Source organism: Proteus sp. G4415, assembly GCF_963896075.1.
Classification (GTDB): Bacteria; Pseudomonadota; Gammaproteobacteria; order Enterobacterales; family Enterobacteriaceae; genus Proteus; species Proteus mirabilis.
The window spans coordinates 1-19,863 of the sequence record NZ_CAWQOK010000048.1 but is presented as its reverse complement, the minus strand read 5'-3'; the positions used below and the strand labels follow the sequence as shown (position 1 = coordinate 19,863).

At 41.3% G+C, this 19,863-nt stretch carries 16 protein-coding genes and 1 riboswitch; of the genes, 14 read left to right on the top strand and 2 right to left on the bottom strand.

Going from position 1 to position 19,863, the window contains the following annotated elements; all coding sequences use genetic code 11:
- Position 1: 1 nt before the first annotated feature.
- Positions 2-532, bottom strand: coding sequence for an RNA pyrophosphohydrolase (rppH, locus tag AACU95_RS04835; protein ID WP_004245524.1), 531 nt, complete (start codon positions 530-532; stop codon positions 2-4).
- 112 nt (positions 533-644) lie between these two features.
- Positions 645-737, top strand: a riboswitch (TPP riboswitch).
- 64 nt (positions 738-801) lie between these two features.
- Between rppH and thiB the strand changes: the two genes are divergently transcribed.
- From thiB to rluA, 8 genes are all read left to right on the top strand, one after another.
- A complete protein-coding gene (thiB, locus tag AACU95_RS04830; RefSeq protein ID WP_004245525.1) occupies positions 802-1,815 on the top strand; it encodes a thiamine ABC transporter substrate binding subunit in 1,014 nt (337 codons plus the stop codon).
- The gene (gene thiP, locus AACU95_RS04825; protein WP_004245526.1) at positions 1,815-3,395 is read left to right on the top strand and encodes a thiamine/thiamine pyrophosphate ABC transporter permease ThiP; all 1,581 of its coding nucleotides are present in this window, start codon (positions 1,815-1,817) and stop codon (positions 3,393-3,395) included. Before thiB ends, thiP begins: the two co-directional genes overlap by 1 nt.
- Complete coding sequence (thiQ, locus tag AACU95_RS04820; protein ID WP_004245527.1) at positions 3,388-4,089, top strand: thiamine ABC transporter ATP-binding protein ThiQ; 702 nt, start codon at positions 3,388-3,390, stop codon at positions 4,087-4,089. The genes thiP and thiQ overlap by 8 nt, the downstream gene beginning before the upstream one ends.
- 127 nt (positions 4,090-4,216) lie before the next feature.
- Positions 4,217-4,669, top strand: coding sequence for a helix-turn-helix domain-containing protein (locus AACU95_RS04815; protein WP_004245528.1), 453 nt, complete (start codon positions 4,217-4,219; stop codon positions 4,667-4,669).
- Entirely contained in the window at positions 4,669-5,238 is a 570-nt protein-coding gene (locus tag AACU95_RS04810; RefSeq protein ID WP_017827532.1) for a PIN domain-containing protein, read from the top strand. Before AACU95_RS04815 ends, AACU95_RS04810 begins: the two co-directional genes overlap by 1 nt.
- Positions 5,239-5,353: 115 nt before the next feature.
- Entirely contained in the window at positions 5,354-7,708 is a 2,355-nt protein-coding gene (locus AACU95_RS04805; RefSeq protein ID WP_036895567.1) for a DNA polymerase II, read from the top strand.
- 191 nt (positions 7,709-7,899) lie between these two features.
- Positions 7,900-10,803 carry an RNA polymerase-associated protein RapA gene (gene rapA, locus AACU95_RS04800; RefSeq protein ID WP_004249485.1) on the top strand — a complete coding sequence of 968 codons (2,904 nt, stop codon included), beginning with the start codon at positions 7,900-7,902 and terminating at the stop codon, positions 10,801-10,803.
- 58 nt (positions 10,804-10,861) lie between these two features.
- Positions 10,862-11,515 (top strand): bifunctional tRNA pseudouridine(32) synthase/23S rRNA pseudouridine(746) synthase RluA, encoded by a 654-nt coding sequence (rluA, locus tag AACU95_RS04795; protein ID WP_004245532.1) that lies wholly within the window; start codon positions 10,862-10,864, stop codon positions 11,513-11,515.
- Between the two features lie 244 nt (positions 11,516-11,759).
- Here rluA and djlA read toward each other — a convergent pair whose 3' ends face one another.
- Positions 11,760-12,560, bottom strand: a complete 801-nt coding sequence (gene djlA / locus AACU95_RS04790) for a co-chaperone DjlA (RefSeq protein ID WP_004245533.1) — start codon at positions 12,558-12,560, stop codon at positions 11,760-11,762.
- Between the two features lie 425 nt (positions 12,561-12,985).
- Here djlA and lptD point away from each other — a divergent pair, with 425 nt between their 5' ends.
- Genes lptD through apaH form a run of 6 tightly spaced genes read left to right on the top strand, consistent with a single transcriptional unit; the run spans position 12,986 to position 19,770 of the window.
- Positions 12,986-15,352: an LPS assembly protein LptD gene (gene lptD, locus AACU95_RS04785; RefSeq protein ID WP_004245537.1), complete on the top strand. Its 2,367-nt coding sequence runs from the start codon at positions 12,986-12,988 to the stop codon at positions 15,350-15,352.
- 47 nt (positions 15,353-15,399) lie between these two features.
- The gene (gene surA / locus AACU95_RS04780; protein WP_004245538.1) at positions 15,400-16,737 is read left to right on the top strand and encodes a peptidylprolyl isomerase SurA; all 1,338 of its coding nucleotides are present in this window, start codon (positions 15,400-15,402) and stop codon (positions 16,735-16,737) included.
- Complete coding sequence (pdxA, locus tag AACU95_RS04775; RefSeq protein ID WP_036907443.1) at positions 16,727-17,728, top strand: 4-hydroxythreonine-4-phosphate dehydrogenase PdxA; 1,002 nt, start codon at positions 16,727-16,729, stop codon at positions 17,726-17,728. Before surA ends, pdxA begins: the two co-directional genes overlap by 11 nt.
- The gene (gene rsmA / locus AACU95_RS04770; protein ID WP_004245541.1) at positions 17,721-18,539 is read left to right on the top strand and encodes a 16S rRNA (adenine(1518)-N(6)/adenine(1519)-N(6))-dimethyltransferase RsmA; all 819 of its coding nucleotides are present in this window, start codon (positions 17,721-17,723) and stop codon (positions 18,537-18,539) included. The genes pdxA and rsmA overlap by 8 nt, the downstream gene beginning before the upstream one ends.
- A gap of 29 nt (positions 18,540-18,568) precedes the next feature.
- Positions 18,569-18,946 carry a Co2+/Mg2+ efflux protein ApaG gene (gene apaG, locus AACU95_RS04765; protein WP_004245543.1) on the top strand — a complete coding sequence of 126 codons (378 nt, stop codon included), beginning with the start codon at positions 18,569-18,571 and terminating at the stop codon, positions 18,944-18,946.
- Positions 18,947-18,948: 2 nt separating this feature from the next.
- A complete protein-coding gene (apaH, locus tag AACU95_RS04760) occupies positions 18,949-19,770 on the top strand; it encodes a bis(5'-nucleosyl)-tetraphosphatase (symmetrical) ApaH (protein ID WP_141192346.1) in 822 nt (273 codons plus the stop codon).
- Positions 19,771-19,863 lie beyond the last annotated feature (93 nt).

The following is a 19,863-nucleotide window of genomic DNA, read 5'->3' as shown; positions in this document are numbered from 1 at the left end:
TCTAATACCTTTTACGGCGATATCCATAGGAAGGACGAGACATAGACACTTGTTCTTGTAATGGCATAACTACTGGTGCGAACTCTTTCATCACGCGACGATATACATCTCGTTTAAAAGAGACGACTTGACGAACAGGATACCAATAGCTAACCCAACGCCAACCATCAAACTCTGGCGTTTTGCTCTGCTGAACATTAATGTCCTTGTCGTTACTTGTTAACTGCAAAAGGAACCAACGCTGTTTTTGTCCAATACAAACAGGTTTTGTGTCCCAACGCACCAAACGCTTAGGTAACTTGTAACGTAACCAGTTACGCGTGGAGGCAAGGATTTTAACATCCTTACGACTTAATCCAACTTCTTCGAACAACTCACGATACATGGCTTGTTCTGGTGATTCTCCAGGATTAATTCCCCCTTGAGGAAATTGCCATGAATGTTGTCCATAGCGACGGGCCCAAAGCACTTGCCCTTGCCGATTACAAATTACAATCCCCACATTCGGGCGGTAGCCATCATCATCGATCACCAGACTACCTCAATAACCAAACTTGAAAGATAACTCATTGTTTCATACTACCCACAAACGGTAAACCACTATCAACAGACTTTGCACAACGTGAGTATTTATCTACAATGGGAATGTCTCAACGGGGTGCTTTTTTTAAGCTGAGAAAAACTCGTGGAACCTGATCCAGCTAATACTGGCGTAGGGATTTGAGTCAGGATGGCGCAATAATAACTCATTTGCCTCCTCACTCCTCAGATCCTACTTGACTTTTTACTGAGGAAAATAGCGTGTTAATAAATTCTCTTCGTTCAACTCTCTTATTCAGTGCACTAGGTTTGTTCAGTGCTTTTGCCACAAATGCACAACAAACCAAACCCACACTTACCGTCTATACCTATGACTCTTTTACCGCGGATTGGGGGCCTGGTCCGGCAATTAAAAAAGCATTTGAACAACAATGTGATTGTGAGCTAAAACTGGTTGCCCTTTCGGATGGGGTTTCTCTCCTTAATCGTTTACGTATGGAAGGGAGTAAAAGTAAGGCAGATATTATTTTAGGGCTAGATAACAATCTTATTCATGCGGCAAAACAGACCGGACTTTTTGCACCAAGCAATATTGATACATCAAAACTAGCATTACCTGAAAAATGGACTGATGACACTTTTGTGCCTTATGACTACGGTTATTTCGCTTTTATTTACGATAAAAATCGTATTACTCATCCCCCTAAAAGCATGGATGAGCTGTTAAATAGCCAACAGCCGTGGAAAATCCTTTATCAAGATCCACGTACCAGTACCCCCGGCTTAGGCTTAATGTTATGGATGCAATCACTGTATCCAAACAATACCGCTGAGCAGTGGCAAAAATTGGCGAATAAAACACTGACAGTAACCAAAGGCTGGAGTGAGTCCTATGGCTTATTCTTGAAAGGAGAAGGGGATTTTGTGCTTAGTTACACCTCATCTCCGGGCTACCATATTTTGGCAGATAAAAAGGACAATTATGCGGCAGCTATTTTTGATGAAGGACACTATTTACAGGTAGAAGTTGCAGCCAAGCTAAAATCCAGCAAACAGCCAGAATTAGCTCAGCAATTTATGCAATTTATGCTAACCCCCGCTTTCCAAGAAACCATCCCAACCACTAATTGGATGTATCCTGTTATTGATATGCCACTACCTGAGGTCTACTCCGTTATGCCTAAACCGCAAAAGTCATTACAATTTGATGCTGATGTGGTAGCCAAAGAGCGCCAAACATGGACACGTAATTGGCAATCTGCGGTTAGCCGCTAATGGGTAAATGGCTTATCCCGGGGCTATGCGCCTCGGGATTATTACTTACCGTCGCCCTTCTCTCCTTCGGTGCTTTATGGTTTAACGCGCCAAGTGGTGATTTATCGACTATTTTTGCTGATAGTTACCTATGGCATGTGGTGCGCTTTACTTTTTGGCAAGCATTTTTATCCGCGCTATTTTCCATTTTACCGGCAATTTGGTTAGCAAAAGCGCTCTATCGACGCCAATTTGTTGGCAGAACGCTCTTTTTACGCTTATGTGCAATGAGTTTAGTTCTACCGGTGTTAGTGGCGCTATTTGGCATTTTAACTGTGTATGGTCGCATGGGGTGGCTGGCTCAAATATGCCAATGGTTAGGGATTGATTATCATTTTACACCTTATGGTTTACAAGGCATTTTACTCGCACATATTTTTTTCAATATGCCACTGGCTACCAGAATGTTGTTACAAGCCTTGGAAAGTATTTCTACCGAGCAACGCCAATTAGCATCACAATTGGGAATGAATGGCTGGCAACGTTTTCGTTTTCTCGAGTGGCCCTATTTATGGCGACAAATCCTGCCTACTGCATCACTGATTTTTATGCTCTGCTTTGCAAGTTTCGCGACTGTATTAGCGCTGGGAGGTGGGCCTGCGGCAACAACTGTTGAATTGGCAATTTATCAAGCATTAAGTTATGACTACGATTTACATCGTGCAGCGCTATTAGCATTAATTCAGCTATTTTGCTGCTTAGGATTAGTACTTGTTAGCCAAAAATTAAAGGGAACACTCTTTGTCGGTAGTCATCAAAAACTAAGCTGGCGTGATCCTAGCGACTCATTAATCAATAAAATAACGGATAGTTTAATTATCGTACTTGCTATGCTCTTTTTACTTCCTCCGTTATTAGCGGTGATAAGTGATGGTTTAAACAGTCAATTATTAGGTGTTCTACAACAGCCGGTACTTTGGCAAGCCTTTACAACATCATTAATTATTGCACTTGGCGCTGGGGGACTTTGTGTTATTTTAACGATGATGTTGCTCTGGAGTAGTCGAGAATTACGCTTACGCCATTTTAAAAAGGCCGGACAAGCGCTGGAAATGAGTGGACTCATTATTCTGGCTATGCCGGGCATTGTATTAGCGACGGGCTTTTTTCTATTATTAAACAGCACAACCGGATTACCTGAATCCCCCTATCTTTTAGTGATCCTCACTAATGCGCTTATGGCTATTCCATATGCTTTAAAAGTACTTGAAAACCCAATGAATGATATTGCAGCCCGCTATAATCTATTATGTGCTTCCCTTAATTTGCGAGGTATTAATCGTCTACGTTGGATAGAGCTACGCGCTTTGAAAAAGCCACTATCACAAGCACTGGCTTTTGCTTGTGTCATTTCCATTGGTGATTTTGGTATTGTTGCCTTATTTGGAAATGAAACTTTTAGAACATTACCTTTTTACCTCTATCAGCAAATCGGTGCTTATCACACACAAGATGGCGCTGTCACCGCGATGCTCCTTTTGCTGTTATGTTTCACGCTTTTTAGCCTTATCGAACGCGTTTCAGGAAAATCCTATGATTAAGTTAGAGCAGCTTTCTTATACCTATGAGCACCAACATCTGACCTTTAATTTAACGGTAAAAGCGGGGGAGCGTATTGCTATTTTAGGTCCCAGTGGTGCAGGTAAAAGCTCATTACTCAGCTTAATAGCGGGTTTTCTGCCCTCAGAGTCAGGCTCGTTATTTTTAAAAGGGAAAGATCATACCAAAACAGCCCCTGCCCAACGCCCTATCTCGATGTTATTTCAAGATAACAATCTTTTTCCTCATCTCACGGTAAGACAAAATATTGGTTTAGGGCTAGATCCAGGGCTAAAGCTCACTGTGGCACAGAAAGCACTATTAGAAAGTCGAGCCAAACAGGTTTCTTTAAGTGATTATCTAGAGCGTTTACCTTCACAGCTATCAGGAGGTCAACGTCAACGAGTGGCAATTGCCCGTTGTCTGGTACGTGAACAGCCTATTTTATTGTTAGACGAACCTTTTTCCGCCCTTGATCCCGCATTACGTATCGAAATGCTGACATTATTAGAACAAATTTGTGATGAAAAAAATCTCACTTTACTCATGGTGTCTCACAGCTTAGAAGATGCTCATAAAATCGCACCAAGAGCGCTTGTTATTGATAATGGCACCATTGTCTATGATGGAAATACAGCGTCATTAATCAAAGGCGAAGTGGATCAATCACTGCTGTTAGGGATACCTTTTAATTAATCTATTGAAATATAGCGATATCGAAAGAAGCTTATTCCCCCCTACAAGCCTCTTTCGAATATTTCGAATACTTGACTATTTTTCGAATATTTCAGATAATCTAGTTATTAAAAAGGGGGAAATACTAATGAATACGATAAGTGAGAGACTTAGTGCTGAAGATATTGCATTAGCAAAATTAAGTAGCCAAGAGCTATCCGCTGTTATGGATATTAATGGCAAAACGCAGAAGCTATCCATTATAGATAAGACGGGTAATAATCATATTGTACAAATACCAAATAGTGCATTACGCCTAATGATTGAAATTCTTACTCAACTAGGGCAAGGGAATACTGTTAGTATCACACCAATCCATGCTGAGCTAACGACACAGGAAGCGGCTGATATACTCAATATGTCCCGTCCTACATTTGTAAAATTATTAGATACACGAGCGATACCCTACTCTAGAAAAGGAAATCGTAGGAAAGTTGCTTATGCTGATATTGTTGCTTATAAAAATGAATTGGAGCAAAAACGACTTGATGCCCTTGCTGAATTATCGCAATTAGATCAAGAAATGGATATGGGGTATTAATGACAAACTATACTGTTTTGCTTGATGCCTGTGTCATGTATCCAGCCCCTCTTAGAAGTTATTTAATGTATCTTGCTAATACTGGTTTATTTAGAGCACGTTGGAGTAATCAGATCCATGATGAATGGATCACTAATTTATTAGTCAACAATCCAACATTAACAGCTGAGCGACTAATACGAACCAGAGATTTAATGAATGCACATGTTCCTGATTGTTTAGTAGAAGGCTACGAACCGCTTATTTGTGGTTTAAAGCTACCTGATCCTAATGATCGTCATGTGCTAGCAGCAGCAATAAAAGGGCAGGCTCAAGCTATAATTACATTTAACTTAAAAGATTTTCCGCAAAAATACCTTAATTCTTTTGATATTTCAGCTATCCATCCTGATGAATTTTTGAGTGACATGTTTGAATTAAATCCTAGTAGCTGTATTAAAGCGGCGCAACAACATAGACAAAGCCTAAAGGATCCACCAATGACCGTAGAGACCTTTTTAGGCTGTTTACAAAAGCAGAAATTACCTCAGTTTATTTCCCATTTACGGGCATTCCAGATATTATTATAAGTGCATCAACCCGTGTAATATCCCATTTCCTATCATAACAAGGCTATGATTAATATTATAATTAATAGTTAACGATCTCTTTTTCAAGCTTCAATATCTCGCTTATTAGGAAATTATGACAATTCACACAGAGCAAGGCTTTATTCTTACCCGCCATTGGAGTGATACCCCACAAGGTATCGCTGTCTCCTATTGGTTGGCGACAGAAAATGGACCGCGTAAAGTCACGGTTGCAAAGCAGTATGCTATTGGTTTTGTTGCCCAACAAAATGAAAGTATATTACGCTCAGTGGTTGGTCATAATCGCGATATTGATATTCGTCCTCTGGCGTTAAAAGACTTTGAAAGACAACCTGTTTTGGGGGTTTATTGTAAACAATACCGCCAACTTACCCAGCTTGAACAGCAATTAAAACAGTATAATATTCGCCTATATGAAGCCGATATCCGCCCACATGAACGCTATATGATGGAGCGTTTTATCACCGCGCCTGTATGGTTTCGTTATCAAAATAGTCATACTGTCACGCTAAAACCTGCCAGTGATTATCGTCCTACATTACGTACCGTCTCTTTAGATATTGAAACCAGTGAGTTTGGTGAGCTTTATTCTATTGGATTAGCCGGTTGCGGTGATAACGTTGTTTTTATGCTTAGTGACACCCTCCCAGAAGTTCAAGAAAGCCAACAACCTGAAGGCTATCGTCTGTGCTATGTAAGTAGTCGATTACAACTCCTTGAAAAACTAAATGCTTGGATACAAGAGTACGATCCTGATGCAATTATTGGTTGGAATCTTATTCAATTTGATTTGCGTATCTTGCATACCCATGCTCAGCGTTACGGGATCAATTTATTATTAGGACGACAAAATACCCCATTAGAGTGGCGTGAACATGGTTTTAAAGCGGGGCACTTTTTTGCCTCAACACAAGGGCGTTTAATTATTGATGGTATTGATGCTTTAAAAATGGCGACATGGAATTTTCCCTCTTTTAGCCTAGAGTCAGTTGCTCAAACACTGTTAGGGGAAGGGAAAGCGATTGATACACCTTATGCCAGAATGGACGAAATCAATCGCCGTTTTAAAGAAGATAAGCCCGCCTTAGCGTATTATAACTGGCAAGATTGTGTCTTGGTTAATCGTATCTTTGATACCACACACTTAATGGAATTCTTATTAGAAAGAGCCAGTGTAACAGGGCTGGCAGCAGATAGAAGCGGTGGCTCTGTCGCAGCATTTACTCACCTCTATTTACCCTCAATGCATCGTCTTGGTTATGTTGCCCCCAATCAAGGTGAAAAACCCGAAGAGCATAGCCCTGGTGGTTTTGTCATGGACTCAACACCGGGTCTCTATGACTCAGTGGTGGTACTGGACTATAAAAGCCTATATCCCTCTATTATTCGCACCTTTTTAATCGATCCGGTGGGAATGATTGAAGGTATGCATCACCCTGATAGCACACATGCCGTTCCCGGTTTTCGTCAAGCGTGGTTTTCACGAGAAAAACACTGTTTACCCACCATTGTTTCACAAATCTGGCATGAACGAGATAATGCTAAACGTCATAACAACGCCCCGCTCTCTCAAGCATTGAAAATTATTATGAATGCTTTTTATGGTGTATTAGGCTCGGTAGGCTGTCGTTTTTTTGATCCTCGATTGGCTTCATCAATTACTTTACGTGGTCATGAAATAATGAAAAAGACCCGTGAATTAATTGAGTCAAAAGGCTATCAAGTGATTTATGGTGATACTGATTCTACTTTTGTTTGGCTTAAAGCCGCTCATAACGAAGTACAAGCTGAGCAGATCGGTCGTCAATTAGCGCAAGATGTTAATCAATGGTGGAAAAGCTATCTGACTGAAACTTACCAGCTTGATAGCCAATTAGAGCTTGAGTACGAAACCCATTATCGCCGATTCTTGATGCCCACTATTCGAGGCATGGAAACCGGAAGTAAAAAACGTTATGCAGGGCTAAGTCATGATAAAATGGTGTTTAAAGGATTGGAAACAGTCAGAACAGACTGGACACCACTGGCGCAAGCGTTTCAAAAAGAGCTTTATACACGCATCTTTAATCAGCAACCTTATCAACAGTTTATTCGTGATTATGTTGCTGATACGCTATTAGGAAAATATGATGATAGACTGGTTTATCGAAAAAGATTGCGACGAAAATTATCAGACTACCAGCACCATATCCCCCCTCACGTCAAAGCAGCTCGATTAGCGGATGACTATAATCAGTTACAAAATAGGCCGCAACAATATCAGCAAGGCGGTTGGATTAGTTATATAATTACTCACTTGGGGCCAGAGCCGTTAGAGCATATCACTTCGACACCTGACTATGAACACTACATTAATAAGCAATTAATGCCGATAGCAGATGCTATTTTGCCATTTCTACAAGATGATTTTTCTACCTTGTTAAATGGGCAAATGACGCTCTCTTTTTAAGATGTATTATTTTGCAGGTGACGGCTTGCTTTGCATCTATTAACATAACGCCCCTTTGGTGATAATCACCTTTTTTCTCATCTTGAGAAAGATACTATTTTTTATCCCGTAGATTGGATGACAACACCGCAATACTGCATTCATTAATAATGATTTTATAAATTATATATTTGAGAGCTGAGTTTATATATATGCCTTTTACTCTTGGTCAACGTTGGATTAGCGATACAGAAAGCGAACTTGGACTAGGTACTGTTGTGGCAATTGATGCCCGTATGGTGACCTTACTTTTTCCTGCATGTGGCGAAAATCGTCTTTATTCCCGCCATGATGCCCCAATAACGCGGGTGATGTTTAATGTGGGGGATACTGTCACCAGTCATGAAGGCTGGAAGCTCGCCATCGACAACGTTGTGGAAGATAATGGCTTACTTATTTATCACGGCGTACGTTTAGATACCGAAGAGCCAGCACAACTGCGTGAAGTATTCTTAGATAACAAACTCACTTTTAATAAGCCACAAGATCGTCTTTTTGCCGGTCAAATAGACCGTATGGATCGTTTTGCTTTACGCTATCGTGCGCGTAAATTTATGAGCGAACAGTTTAAGCAAGCACAAAGTGGTCTACGTGGTATTCGCGCAAGTCTTATTCCTCATCAGCTCTATATTGCTAATGAAGTGGGTAAACGTCATAACCCACGCGTTTTATTAGCGGATGAAGTTGGGCTGGGTAAAACTATCGAAGCGGGTATGATAATCCACCAGCAAATCATGGATGGACGCGCTGAGCGTGTTTTAATTATCGTTCCTGAAAGCTTACAACATCAGTGGTTAGTTGAGATGTTACGTCGTTTCAACCTACGTTTTTCACTGTTTGATGATAGCCGTTATAGCGAATCTTTATTAGATAGCGATAATCCTTTCGAAACAGAGCAGATGATCATTTGCTCATTAGACTTTGTGCGTAAAAACAAACAACGCTTTGAACACCTTGTTGAAGCGACTTGGGATATGTTAGTTGTCGATGAAGCCCACCATCTGGTATGGAGTGAAAAGGCACCAAGCCGAGAATACCAAGTTATCGAAACGCTAGCTGAAGCGATCCCTTCTGTATTGTTATTAACCGCAACACCGGAGCAACTTGGTCAAGAAAGCCATTTTGCCCGCTTACGTTTGCTCGATCCTAATCGTTTCCACGATTACAACGAATTTATTAATGAACAACAAAAATATCGCCCCGTAGCCGATGCGGTAACCATTTTGCTTTCAGAAGATGATTTAAATAACGAACAGCAAAATAGCATCAGTGAGATGATCAGCGAGCAAGATATAGAGCCGTTGCTAAAAGCCTCTAATACCCAAGGTGAAGAGCGTACAAAATCTCGCCAAGCACTTATTCATATGTTGATGGATAGACACGGTACGGGTCGTCTGTTATTTCGCAATACTCGCTCCGGCGTCAAAGGCTTCCCTAACCGACTGTTGCACGCAATAAAAATGCCACTACCAACTCAGTATCAAACCGCCATTAAGGTGGCTGAGATTATGGCAGCGAAAAAGAGCCTCGAAGTACGAGCAAAAGAGATGCTCTATCCTGAACGTATCTACCAAGAGTTTGAAGGTGAAAATGCCACATGGTGGAACTTTGATCCACGCGTTGAATGGCTACTAGGCTTTTTAACCGCCAATCGTCATGAAAAAGTATTAGTCATTTGTGCTCAAGCCGCCACAGCATTGCAATTAGAACAAGTTTTACGTGAACGTGAAGGTATTCGTGCTGCAGTATTCCATGAAGGGATGTCTTTACTTGAACGAGATCGTGCAGCCGCTTATTTCGCCTCAGAAGAGGAAGGCGCACAAGTGTTACTATGTTCTGAAATCGGTTCAGAAGGGCGTAACTTCCAATTTGCTAATCAACTAGTGATGTTTGATCTCCCCTTTAATCCTGATTTATTAGAACAACGTATTGGTCGTCTTGATCGTATCGGTCAAAACCGCGACATTGATATCAGTGTGCCTTATCTTGAAGGAACCGCTCAATCTGTTCTATTACGTTGGTATCACGAAGGGTTAGATGCATTTGAACATACCTGCCCGACGGGTCGTACAATTTATGACAACGAATATGATGCGCTAGTCAATTATCTTGCTCAACCTAATGAACTAGGTGATTTTGATAAGTTTATCGTTTCTTGTCGTAAGCAACATGATGAGATGAAACTCAAACTAGAGCAAGGTCGTGACCGTCTATTAGAAATGCACTCTAACGGCGGTGAAGTTGGCGTTGAGTTAGCGAATAAGATTGCAGAGCAAGATAACGATCCCGATCTGGTTAACTTCGCCTTAAACTTATTTGATATTGTGGGCATTAACCAAGAAGATCGTAGTGATAGCTTAATTGTATTAACGCCATCAGATCATATGTTAGTTCCTGACTTCCCAGGATTACCACAAGATGGTTGCACAATTACCTTTGATAGAGAGCACGCACTCTCTCGTGAAGATACGCAATTTATCAGTTGGGAACATCCTATTATCCGTAATGGTTTAGATTTAGTCTTATCTGGTGATACAGGTAGTTGTGCGGTTTCTTTATTGAAAAACAAAGCATTACCTGTAGGTACGCTATTAGTTGAACTGATTTATGTCGTAGAAGCGCAAGCCCCTAAACACCTTCATTTAACTCGCTTCTTACCGGCAACTCCAGTACGCTTATTACTTGATTTAAAAGGTAATAATCTTGCATCACAAGTTGAATTTGAAAGTTTTAACCGCCAATTAAATGCGGTGAATCGCCACACATCCAGCAAATTGGTCAATGCGGTACAAAATGAAGTTCATCATGTACTAAAAGCATCAGAATCCTTAATGGAAGCGGAAGCGAAAACGCTAATTGAACAAGCGAAGCAAGAAGCAGACAACGCATTAACACATGAGTTATCACGCTTAGAGGCATTACGTGCCGTTAACCCAAATATACGTGATGACGAAGTTGAAGCAATTGAAAATGAGCGTACGCATATTCTTAACCACTTAGATGAAGCGACATGGCGCTTAGATGCGATCCGTTTAATTGTTGTTACCCACCAATAATCACTGTTAAAACGGGGGAAAGCTTTATCTCCCCCGTTATTTTGCTGAGATATCCACTATGATGGAAGTTTATAACCCCCCCACTGATCCTTGGTTACACGTTTTATATCAAGATGAGCATATTATTGTTGTTAATAAACCCAGTGGATTGCTATCTGTACCCGGCAAAGCGCTAGAACATCACGACAGCATTATGTCGCGTATAAAAGCCGATTTTCCTGATGCGGAATCTGTTCATCGCCTTGATATGGCCACGAGTGGTGTGATGGTTGTTGCGCTTAATAAAGCCGCCGAGCGTGAATTAAAACGCCAATTTCGTGAACGAGAGCCGAAAAAAACCTATATTGCCCGTGTCTGGGGAAAGCTTGAAAAACCACAAGGGTTAGTAGATCTGCCGTTGATCTGCGATTGGCCTAATCGACCTAAGCAAAAAGTATGTTATGAAACAGGAAAGTCTGCACAAACTTTTTATGAAGTGTTGGAATATGAAGAAAATGCAACGCGGGTAAAACTATCACCAATAACCGGACGCTCCCATCAGCTACGGGTTCATATGCTAGCATTAGGTCATCCTATTTTAGGGGATCGTTTTTATGCTCATCCGCAGGCAAGAGCACTCGCACCTCGCCTGCAGTTACATGCTCAGGAATTATTTATTACGCATCCGGCCTTTCATTCACCGATACATTTTGAATGCCTGGCAGATTTTTAACCTGTCTTACGACACTAAAACGGTCACCGAACTTAGTGAAGCAAGGAGCAGACAGAGCGCTAATCCTATTACCCCAACAAGAACACGGACGTTTGACATTGATATAGTTCCTTTTATAAGAGAATGAGAGTGAAATAATTAAATTTCACTTATATTTTACCGTGACAAATAATAATCTCAACTAAGACTGAGTTATCTTCATCACGGATTAATTCTCTCTTTTCTCATCTTTATTTACAAGATGTTAACGAAATCCTTTTTCTTTTTTAATCAAATCGTAAGCAACTTGGATAGCTTGTGCTTTTTGTTTTGCAATTTCCATCATCTCCGGTGGTAAACCTTTTGCAACCAATTTATCAGGATGATGTTCTCCCATTAATTTTCGATAAGCTCTTTTTATTGTTTTAACATCATCACCCTCTTTAATACCTAACACTTTATAGGCGTCAGAAAGCGTTGGGCCTTGAGTTTGTGGCTGATAATTTTGCCCTTGTTGATAATGAAAACTTTGCCCCGCCTGCATCATGGCTAATATATGTTCAAAACGGGCGCGAGAAAATCCGAGCTCATCAATAATAATAAACAGCATTTTACGTTCGTTAGGATGTAACTGCCCATCAGCAAATGCGGCTTGTAATTGAATTTCCAGAAACATCTGCAGTAAATCACGGCGACCAGCACAAATTTGGCGAACACGTTGTAAGGTGGCTCTAAGTGGGAAATCAACCTCTTTACCTTCTCGAAACGCCTGTTGTGCTGCTTGACGTGCTGCCCCATGTAAATTCATTCTATCCATTAACGTACTGGCTAATGTGATATCGGTTTGTGTCACTCGTCCTTTGGATTTGGTTAAATGCCCTAAGACTTGGAATGTGGCAGCAAAGAAATAGGCTTGTCTATCACGATTATAGCGCCCACCATAGCTTAATTTACTTCTTTGTACGTCATAAAGGTGTCCTAGAAAAACCCCAATCACAATGCCCCAAAAGCCGATCCCGGCAAAACTACCGATGATAAGGCCTAATAATTTTCCCCAATAGCGCATAGACTCCTCAAATCTTCAATGCCCTGCTCACAATTTTGCATTATCATACTATTCATTTGCTTTCACACCTAACATCAAGCAAGCTCAAATAAACTTTTTCTTAAAATGATGAGGTTTTCGCTAGCTGCTTGCACAGAGATAATGCTGTTTTCGTTTAAATTGTGTTAAAGTAAAATAAGTGACCAAACGAATAACTTTAGCGTTGTTATGCAGCACGAAATACCGCACAAGCGCGGTGTTTTTTTGTTTCTAATAAAGCTATAAACCGATTTCAACATAGAAACATCGAAAAAAGGGAACTGCTCTTTTTTCGGTTACCGTTAGAACAATGTTCAGGACGTTGGGCTAGTGTTGCATAACTCCCTGCGTTAGTTTCTCGCTATTTAGCAGTAGAAGCCACTGATGACGGAAGCACATAAATACTCATGAAAAAAAGTTATCCCACACTGCTGGCCACCTTAGTTTGGGCCACAATTTATGCTCAGCCTGCATATGCTGATCTTGCCTCTCAATGTTTACTGGGAGTCCCTGTTTATAATAAGCCATTAGTCGAAGGCGATCCTAACTCATTACCTGTCACCATTACGGCTAAGGATATGCAGGGGGAATACCCACGCATGATCCAATATAGAGGCAATGTAGACATTAAACAGGGAAATCAAACATTAAGCGCAGATAATGTTGAGTTGACCCAAACAGAAGGTGAAACACCATTAAGAATGGTCACCGCGACAGGTAATGTCTCTTATGATGATCCACAAATCATCTTAAAAGGCCCACGTGCTTGGTCTAATCTAAATAATAAAGATACTGATATCGAAGAAGGTAAATACCAAATGGTGGGCCGACAAGGCCGTGGCTACGCGAATAAAATGCAAATGCGTGGCGAAAACCGCTATACCATTATGGATAAAGGGATGTTTACCTCTTGTCTACCCGGCGACGATAGTTGGAGTGTTGTCGGCTCTGAGGTTATCTTAGATCGTGAAGAGCAAGTAGCAGAAATTTGGAATGCACGTTTTCGTGTTGCTAACGTCCCAGTTTTCTATAGTCCTTATCTGCAATTACCGATCGGCGATAAACGTCGCTCTGGTTTCTTAATTCCTAATGGTAACTATTCTCGTAGTTCTGGGTTTGACTTCCAACTACCTTACTATTGGAATATTGCCCCTAATTATGATGCGACTATTACCACGAATTATATTAGTCGCCGTGGTTTAAAGCTCGATAATGAATTTCGTTATTTAACAAAACCGGGTCGCGGTACGATTGCGGTTGATTGGATCAACCACGACAGTCAATACAATAAAGATAAAGCAGACGAAAAAGCGGGTTATCTGGCGCGTGATTCTGCTACACGTTGGTTATTCTATTGGGGTCACAGTGGGGTGATGAACAATGTGTGGCGCTTTAATGTTGACTACACAAAAGTCAGTGATAACAAATATTTCACCGACTTTACTTCGCAATATGGTAATACCACTGATGGTTATGCGACGCAAAAATTCAGTACCGGTTATGCTCAGCAAAATTGGAATGCCACATTAACCACTAAACAGTTCCAAATTTTCTCAGATAATAAAGATGCAAGGGCTTATCGTGCTGAGCCGCAGCTTGATCTTAATTATTATAAAAATGATATTGGCCCATTTGATTTTCGTACTTATGCACAATTTGTCCGCTTTACCAGTGTCGGAGAAAACACCCCTGAAGCGAACCGTTATCATATAGAGCCAACCATTTCCTTACCTGCCTCCACTGGCTGGGCAAGCTTTAATAATGAGTTTAAATTGATGGCGACTCATTATGATCAAGATATTCCTGATGCTTATAAGAAGAAGTATCCACATCAAAAACTTGATGATAGCGTTAACCGCGTACTACCACAATTTAAGTCAGATATGAAAGTGGTATTTGAGCGCCAATATGACACTAACGATATTACGCAAACGTTAGAGCCACGAGTACAATATCTGTATGTACCGTATAAAGATCAGTCTAATATCAATAACTTTGACTCAGCGCTATTACAATCCAACTATAGCGGACTTTTCCGTGACAGAATGTACGGTGGTCTAGATCGCATTGCTTCTGCAAACCAATTAACGGCGGGTGTTACTTCACGTTTTTATGATAGTGAATTGGTTGAACGTTTTAATATTTCTGTTGGTCAAATCTATTTCTTTGAGCGTCCGAAAACAGGTTCATCGAATGAAATTATCAATAGCAAAGATGAAACCGGATCTATGGTATGGGCAGGCGATGCATATTGGCGTATTACTGATACTTTAGGTATGCGTGGTGGTTTACAATATGACCGTCGTTTAGGCAGTGTCTCTATGGGTGATGCGATTATGGAGTATCGCCGTGATAGCGACCATCTCTTACAATTGAGCTATCGTTATGTAGACCGTGATTATATTCAAGCAACACGGGTTCGCCCTTATGATGGCGGGGTCAATCAACTACCAGAATACCAAAAAGGCATTTCTCAAATTGGTGTTGTCGGCAGTTGGCCTTTAGCAGAACGTTGGGGACTGGTCGGCGCTTATTACTTTGATACCAAAGATTCAGAGCCAGTAAGCCAAATGGTTGGCTTACAATATAACACCTGTTGCTGGGCGGTAAACGTTGGTTATGAACGTAAAATTGTTGGCTGGAAAGAAGACCACAGCGATATTGACAACAAATGGTCAATCAATTTGGAACTCAGAGGCCTAAGTAACAATCATAGTTTAGGTAGTCAAAAAATGCTTGAGCGCGGTATCTTACCTTATCAAAGAGCGTTTTGATTAACCCAAACGACAAAATTGGCTGAATGAATATGTCATCGCGCAAAATGCGGAAAACACATAATGGGAAACTTATGAAAAATTGGAAAACGCTGGTTATCGGCTTAATGATCACGGTTGGTGCAGCCACCAGCACAACCACTTTTGCAGCACAAGAACTCAACCGCGTATCGGCTATCGTCAATAACGGTGTCGTTCTGGAAAGCGACGTCAATAGAATGTTACAAACGGTGCAAATGAATGCCAAAAATGCCGGGCAAGAAATGCCTGATGAGCAAGTTTTGCGCCAACAAATCTTAGAGCGCTTGGTGATGGATAACATCATCTTGCAAATGGCTCAACAGATGCAAATTGATATTCCTGAAGCTGCCGTTGAGTCAACCATTCAAGGGATTGCCGCAGAAAATAACCTGACACTAGAGCAGTTAAAAAAACGTCTTGCTGCCGATGGCATTGCTTATAACGATTATCGTCAAGATATTCGTAAAGAGATGATGTTAGCAGAAGTGCGTAATAACGAAGTTCGTCGTCGTATTACGATTTTGCCACAAGAAGTGGACTCATTAGCTAAACAAATTGAAAGCCAAGCAAGCCAAAGTATTGATCTTAATCTTAGCCATATCTTAATTCCATTATCAGAAAATCCATCACCTGCAGAAATTGAAAAAGCACAGCAAGTGGTGAACCGTATTAAGAACCAGCTAAAAAACGGTGCTGATTTCGGAAAATTAGCTGCCACTTATTCTGCCGATCCACAAGCACTTAATGGTGGTAATATGGGATGGGCATCAATTGATGAGTTACCGACAATCTTTGCTAAACAGCTTGCTAATGCACAAAAAGGTGAAATTGTCGGGCCACTGCAATCAGGTGTTGGTCTACATATTATTAAAGTCAATGATATACGTGGTGCTTCAAAAACCGTTTCTGTGACTGAAGTAAAAGCACGCCATATCTTACTAAAAAGCTCGCCTATCATGAATGATGAGCAGGCTTATGCCAAACTACAGAAAATTTCCGCCGATATTCGTAGCGGTAAAATCAGTTTTGCGGATGCGGCTAAAGAGTATTCTGAAGATCCCGGTTCAGCATTACGTGGCGGTGAGTTAGGATGGTCAATGCCTGATATTTATGATCCAGCTTTCCGTGACGCGTTGATGCGTTTAAACAAAAATGAATTAAGCCAACCTGTGCGCTCTAATTTTGGCTGGCACTTAATTGAACTTGAAGATACGCGTAGCGTTGATAAAACAGATGCAGCGAATAAAGAACAAGCTTACCGCTTACTGTTTAACCGCAAGTTTAATGAAGAAGTGCAAAACTGGATGCAAGAGTTGCGTGCAGGCGCTTATGTGAAAATAATGAACGAGAATAATGCAAACTAAGCTAAAAAAACCCCTCGTTATCACCCCCGGCGAACCCGCCGGGGTTGGTCCTGACCTGATTATTTCATTAGCACAGTCACAGTGGGCACTTCCTTGGGTAGTATGCGCTGATCCTCAATTATTACGAGCAAGAGCACAGCAACTCAATCTCCCACTCACTTTAGTTGAATATTCCCCAGATAATCCACCTACAGCACATATCCCTGGCCAAATTTGTGTACTTGCCGTTGAATTAACCGACCCTTCGGTTGTCGCAGGTACACTTAATACTGCCAATGGCCACTATGTGGTACAAACGCTTGCTCGCGCTTGTGATGGATGTTTAAACGGAGAGTTTTCTGCTTTAGTCACAGGGCCGGTACATAAAGGGGTTATTAATGATGCCGGTGTGCCATTTACAGGGCATACAGAGTTCTTTGCCGATCGTAGCCATTGTCAACGAGTGGTGATGATGCTGGCAACGGACACTTTAAGAGTCGCTCTCGCCACCACACACCTGCCCTTAAGAGAAGTTGCTGATGCGATTACGGGTGAGTTGCTTAATGAGATCATCACCATTTTAAACCATGATCTAAAAACCAAATTTGGCATCTCATCACCACATATTTACGTATGCGGCCTAAATCCTCATGCTGGAGAAGGCGGTCATATGGGGCGTGAGGAGATCAATATTATTGAACCCGCATTAGAGCAATTACGCCAACAAGGTATTCAACTTCATGGGCCTTACCCTGCGGATACCTTATTCCAGCCTAAATATTTAACACATGCAGATGCTGTGCTTGCGATGTATCACGATCAAGGATTACCTGTGCTAAAATATGAAGGTTTCGGTCGTGCTGTGAATATCACGCTCGGTCTACCTTTTATTCGTACATCTGTTGATCATGGGACAGCCCTTGAACTTGCAGGTACTAAAAGCGCAGATGCTGGCAGTTTTCGCACCGCATTAAATTTAGCCATTAATATGATACAAAATTGTAATGAATAATAGAGTCCATCAGGGGCACTTTGCCCGCAAACGCTTCGGGCAGAACTTTTTAACAGACAGCTATATTATTGAAAGTATTGTTGAATCTATTTATCCACAACCCGGTGAAGCCGTTATTGAAATCGGTCCTGGTTTAGGCGCGCTTACTGAGCCGGTGGGGGAAAGAATGGATAAAATGACGGTCGTCGAAATTGACCGTGATTTAGCTGCACGCTTAGAAGTTCACCCTACATTAAAAGATAAGCTAACCATTATTCAGCAAGATGCGATGACGATTGATTTTGCCCAATTAGCAAAAGAGCGTCAGCAACCTCTGCGGGTTTTTGGTAACCTACCTTATAATATTTCAACGCCATTAATGTTCCATCTATTTAGTTTTGCTGATGCCATTTCTGACATGACTTTTATGTTGCAAAAAGAGGTGGTTAATCGCCTAGTGGCAAGTCATGGTAGTAAAACTTATGGCCGCTTAAGTGTCATGGCACAATACCACTGCCAAGTCATTCCTATTATTGAAGTGCCACCAAGCTCATTTAAGCCAGCCCCGAAAGTAGATTCTGCCGTTGTGCGTCTGATCCCTTATAAGGAAAAACCCTATCCGGTGACAGATATTGCTATGTTAAGCCGTATCACATCACAAGCCTTTAATCAGCGCCGTAAAACGTTACGTAATAGCTTAGGTGGACTACTTACAGCAGAAGATATGCTGGCATTAGATATTGATCCCACAGCACGCGCAGAAAATATTTCTGTTGAGCAATACTGTAAAGTGGCAAACTGGTTATCATCACAACAGCAACACGCTGAGTGAAATAGCGCACACTAGACCTAGGAGGTATTATGTTTACTTCATCCAAAGTGGCGATACAGGTACAAAGCGTTTACATTGAGAGCCAATCTTCGCCAGAAGAACAGCGCTATGTTTTTGCTTATACCATCACCATACATAACTTGAATAAACATGCTATTCGCCTCCTACGTCGCTATTGGTTGATCACCAATGCACAAGGAAATACCACTGAAGTTCAAGGTGAAGGGGTTGTTGGTGAACAACCTCTGATTGAAGCTGGCTCACGGTATCGTTATACCAGTGGCGCAGTTCTTGAAACGCCGATGGGCACCATGGAAGGTCATTATGAAATGATTGACGCACAAGGACGTCTGTTTCAAATTGACATCCCTGTTTTCCGCCTTGCTATCCCTACATTGATAAATTAATTATGGCTACTTATTTAATTGGCGATGTTCACGGCTGTTATCGTGAATTACGCCAACTTCTCAATCAAGTTAATTTCGACGCCAATCAAGATACACTTTGGTTAACGGGGGATCTGGTTGCTCGAGGACCTGATTCACTTGAAGTATTGCGTTTTGTCAAAAGCTTAGGCTCAGTGTTAAAACTCGTATTAGGGAATCACGATCTGCATCTACTGGGGGTATTTGCAAAGATTAGTCGTAATAAACCCAAAGATAAGCTTAATGAATTACTCAATGCACCAGATGCTGATGAATTAATTAATTGGTTACGACGTCAACCGCTATTACAAGTTGATGAAGAAAAGAAAATCGTTATGGCACACGCAGGTATTACCCCTCAGTGGGATTTAGCAACAGCTAAAAAATGTGCCCGAGAAGTAGAAGCCATATTAAGTAGCGATAGTTACCCCCTTTTCATTAATTCCATGTATGGTGATATGCCCAATAATTGGTCACCCGAATTAACTGGCTTACCGCGATTACGCTTTAGCACCAATGCTTTTACTCGTATGCGCTATTGTTTTCCTAACGGGCAGTTGGATATGATTTGTAAAGATAAGCCTGAAAATGCGCCTGCGCCATTAAAACCTTGGTTTGATCTACCTAATCAACTACCGAATGATTACAGTATTATCTTTGGCCACTGGGCCTCTTTAGAGGGAAAAGGCACCCCTGAAAACATCTATGCGCTAGATACTGGCTGTTGCTGGGGCGGTGTTCTAACCTGTCTACGTTGGGAAGACAAACGTTATTTTATCCAACCTAGTCTCACACATTTACCATAATTTGGTAGCGTCAAGATAGCATAGGTGTTGATTTATTTTACTATGCTATCTGGGCTATCTGGGCTATCTACTCTCTTCTGAGAGCCATCACAA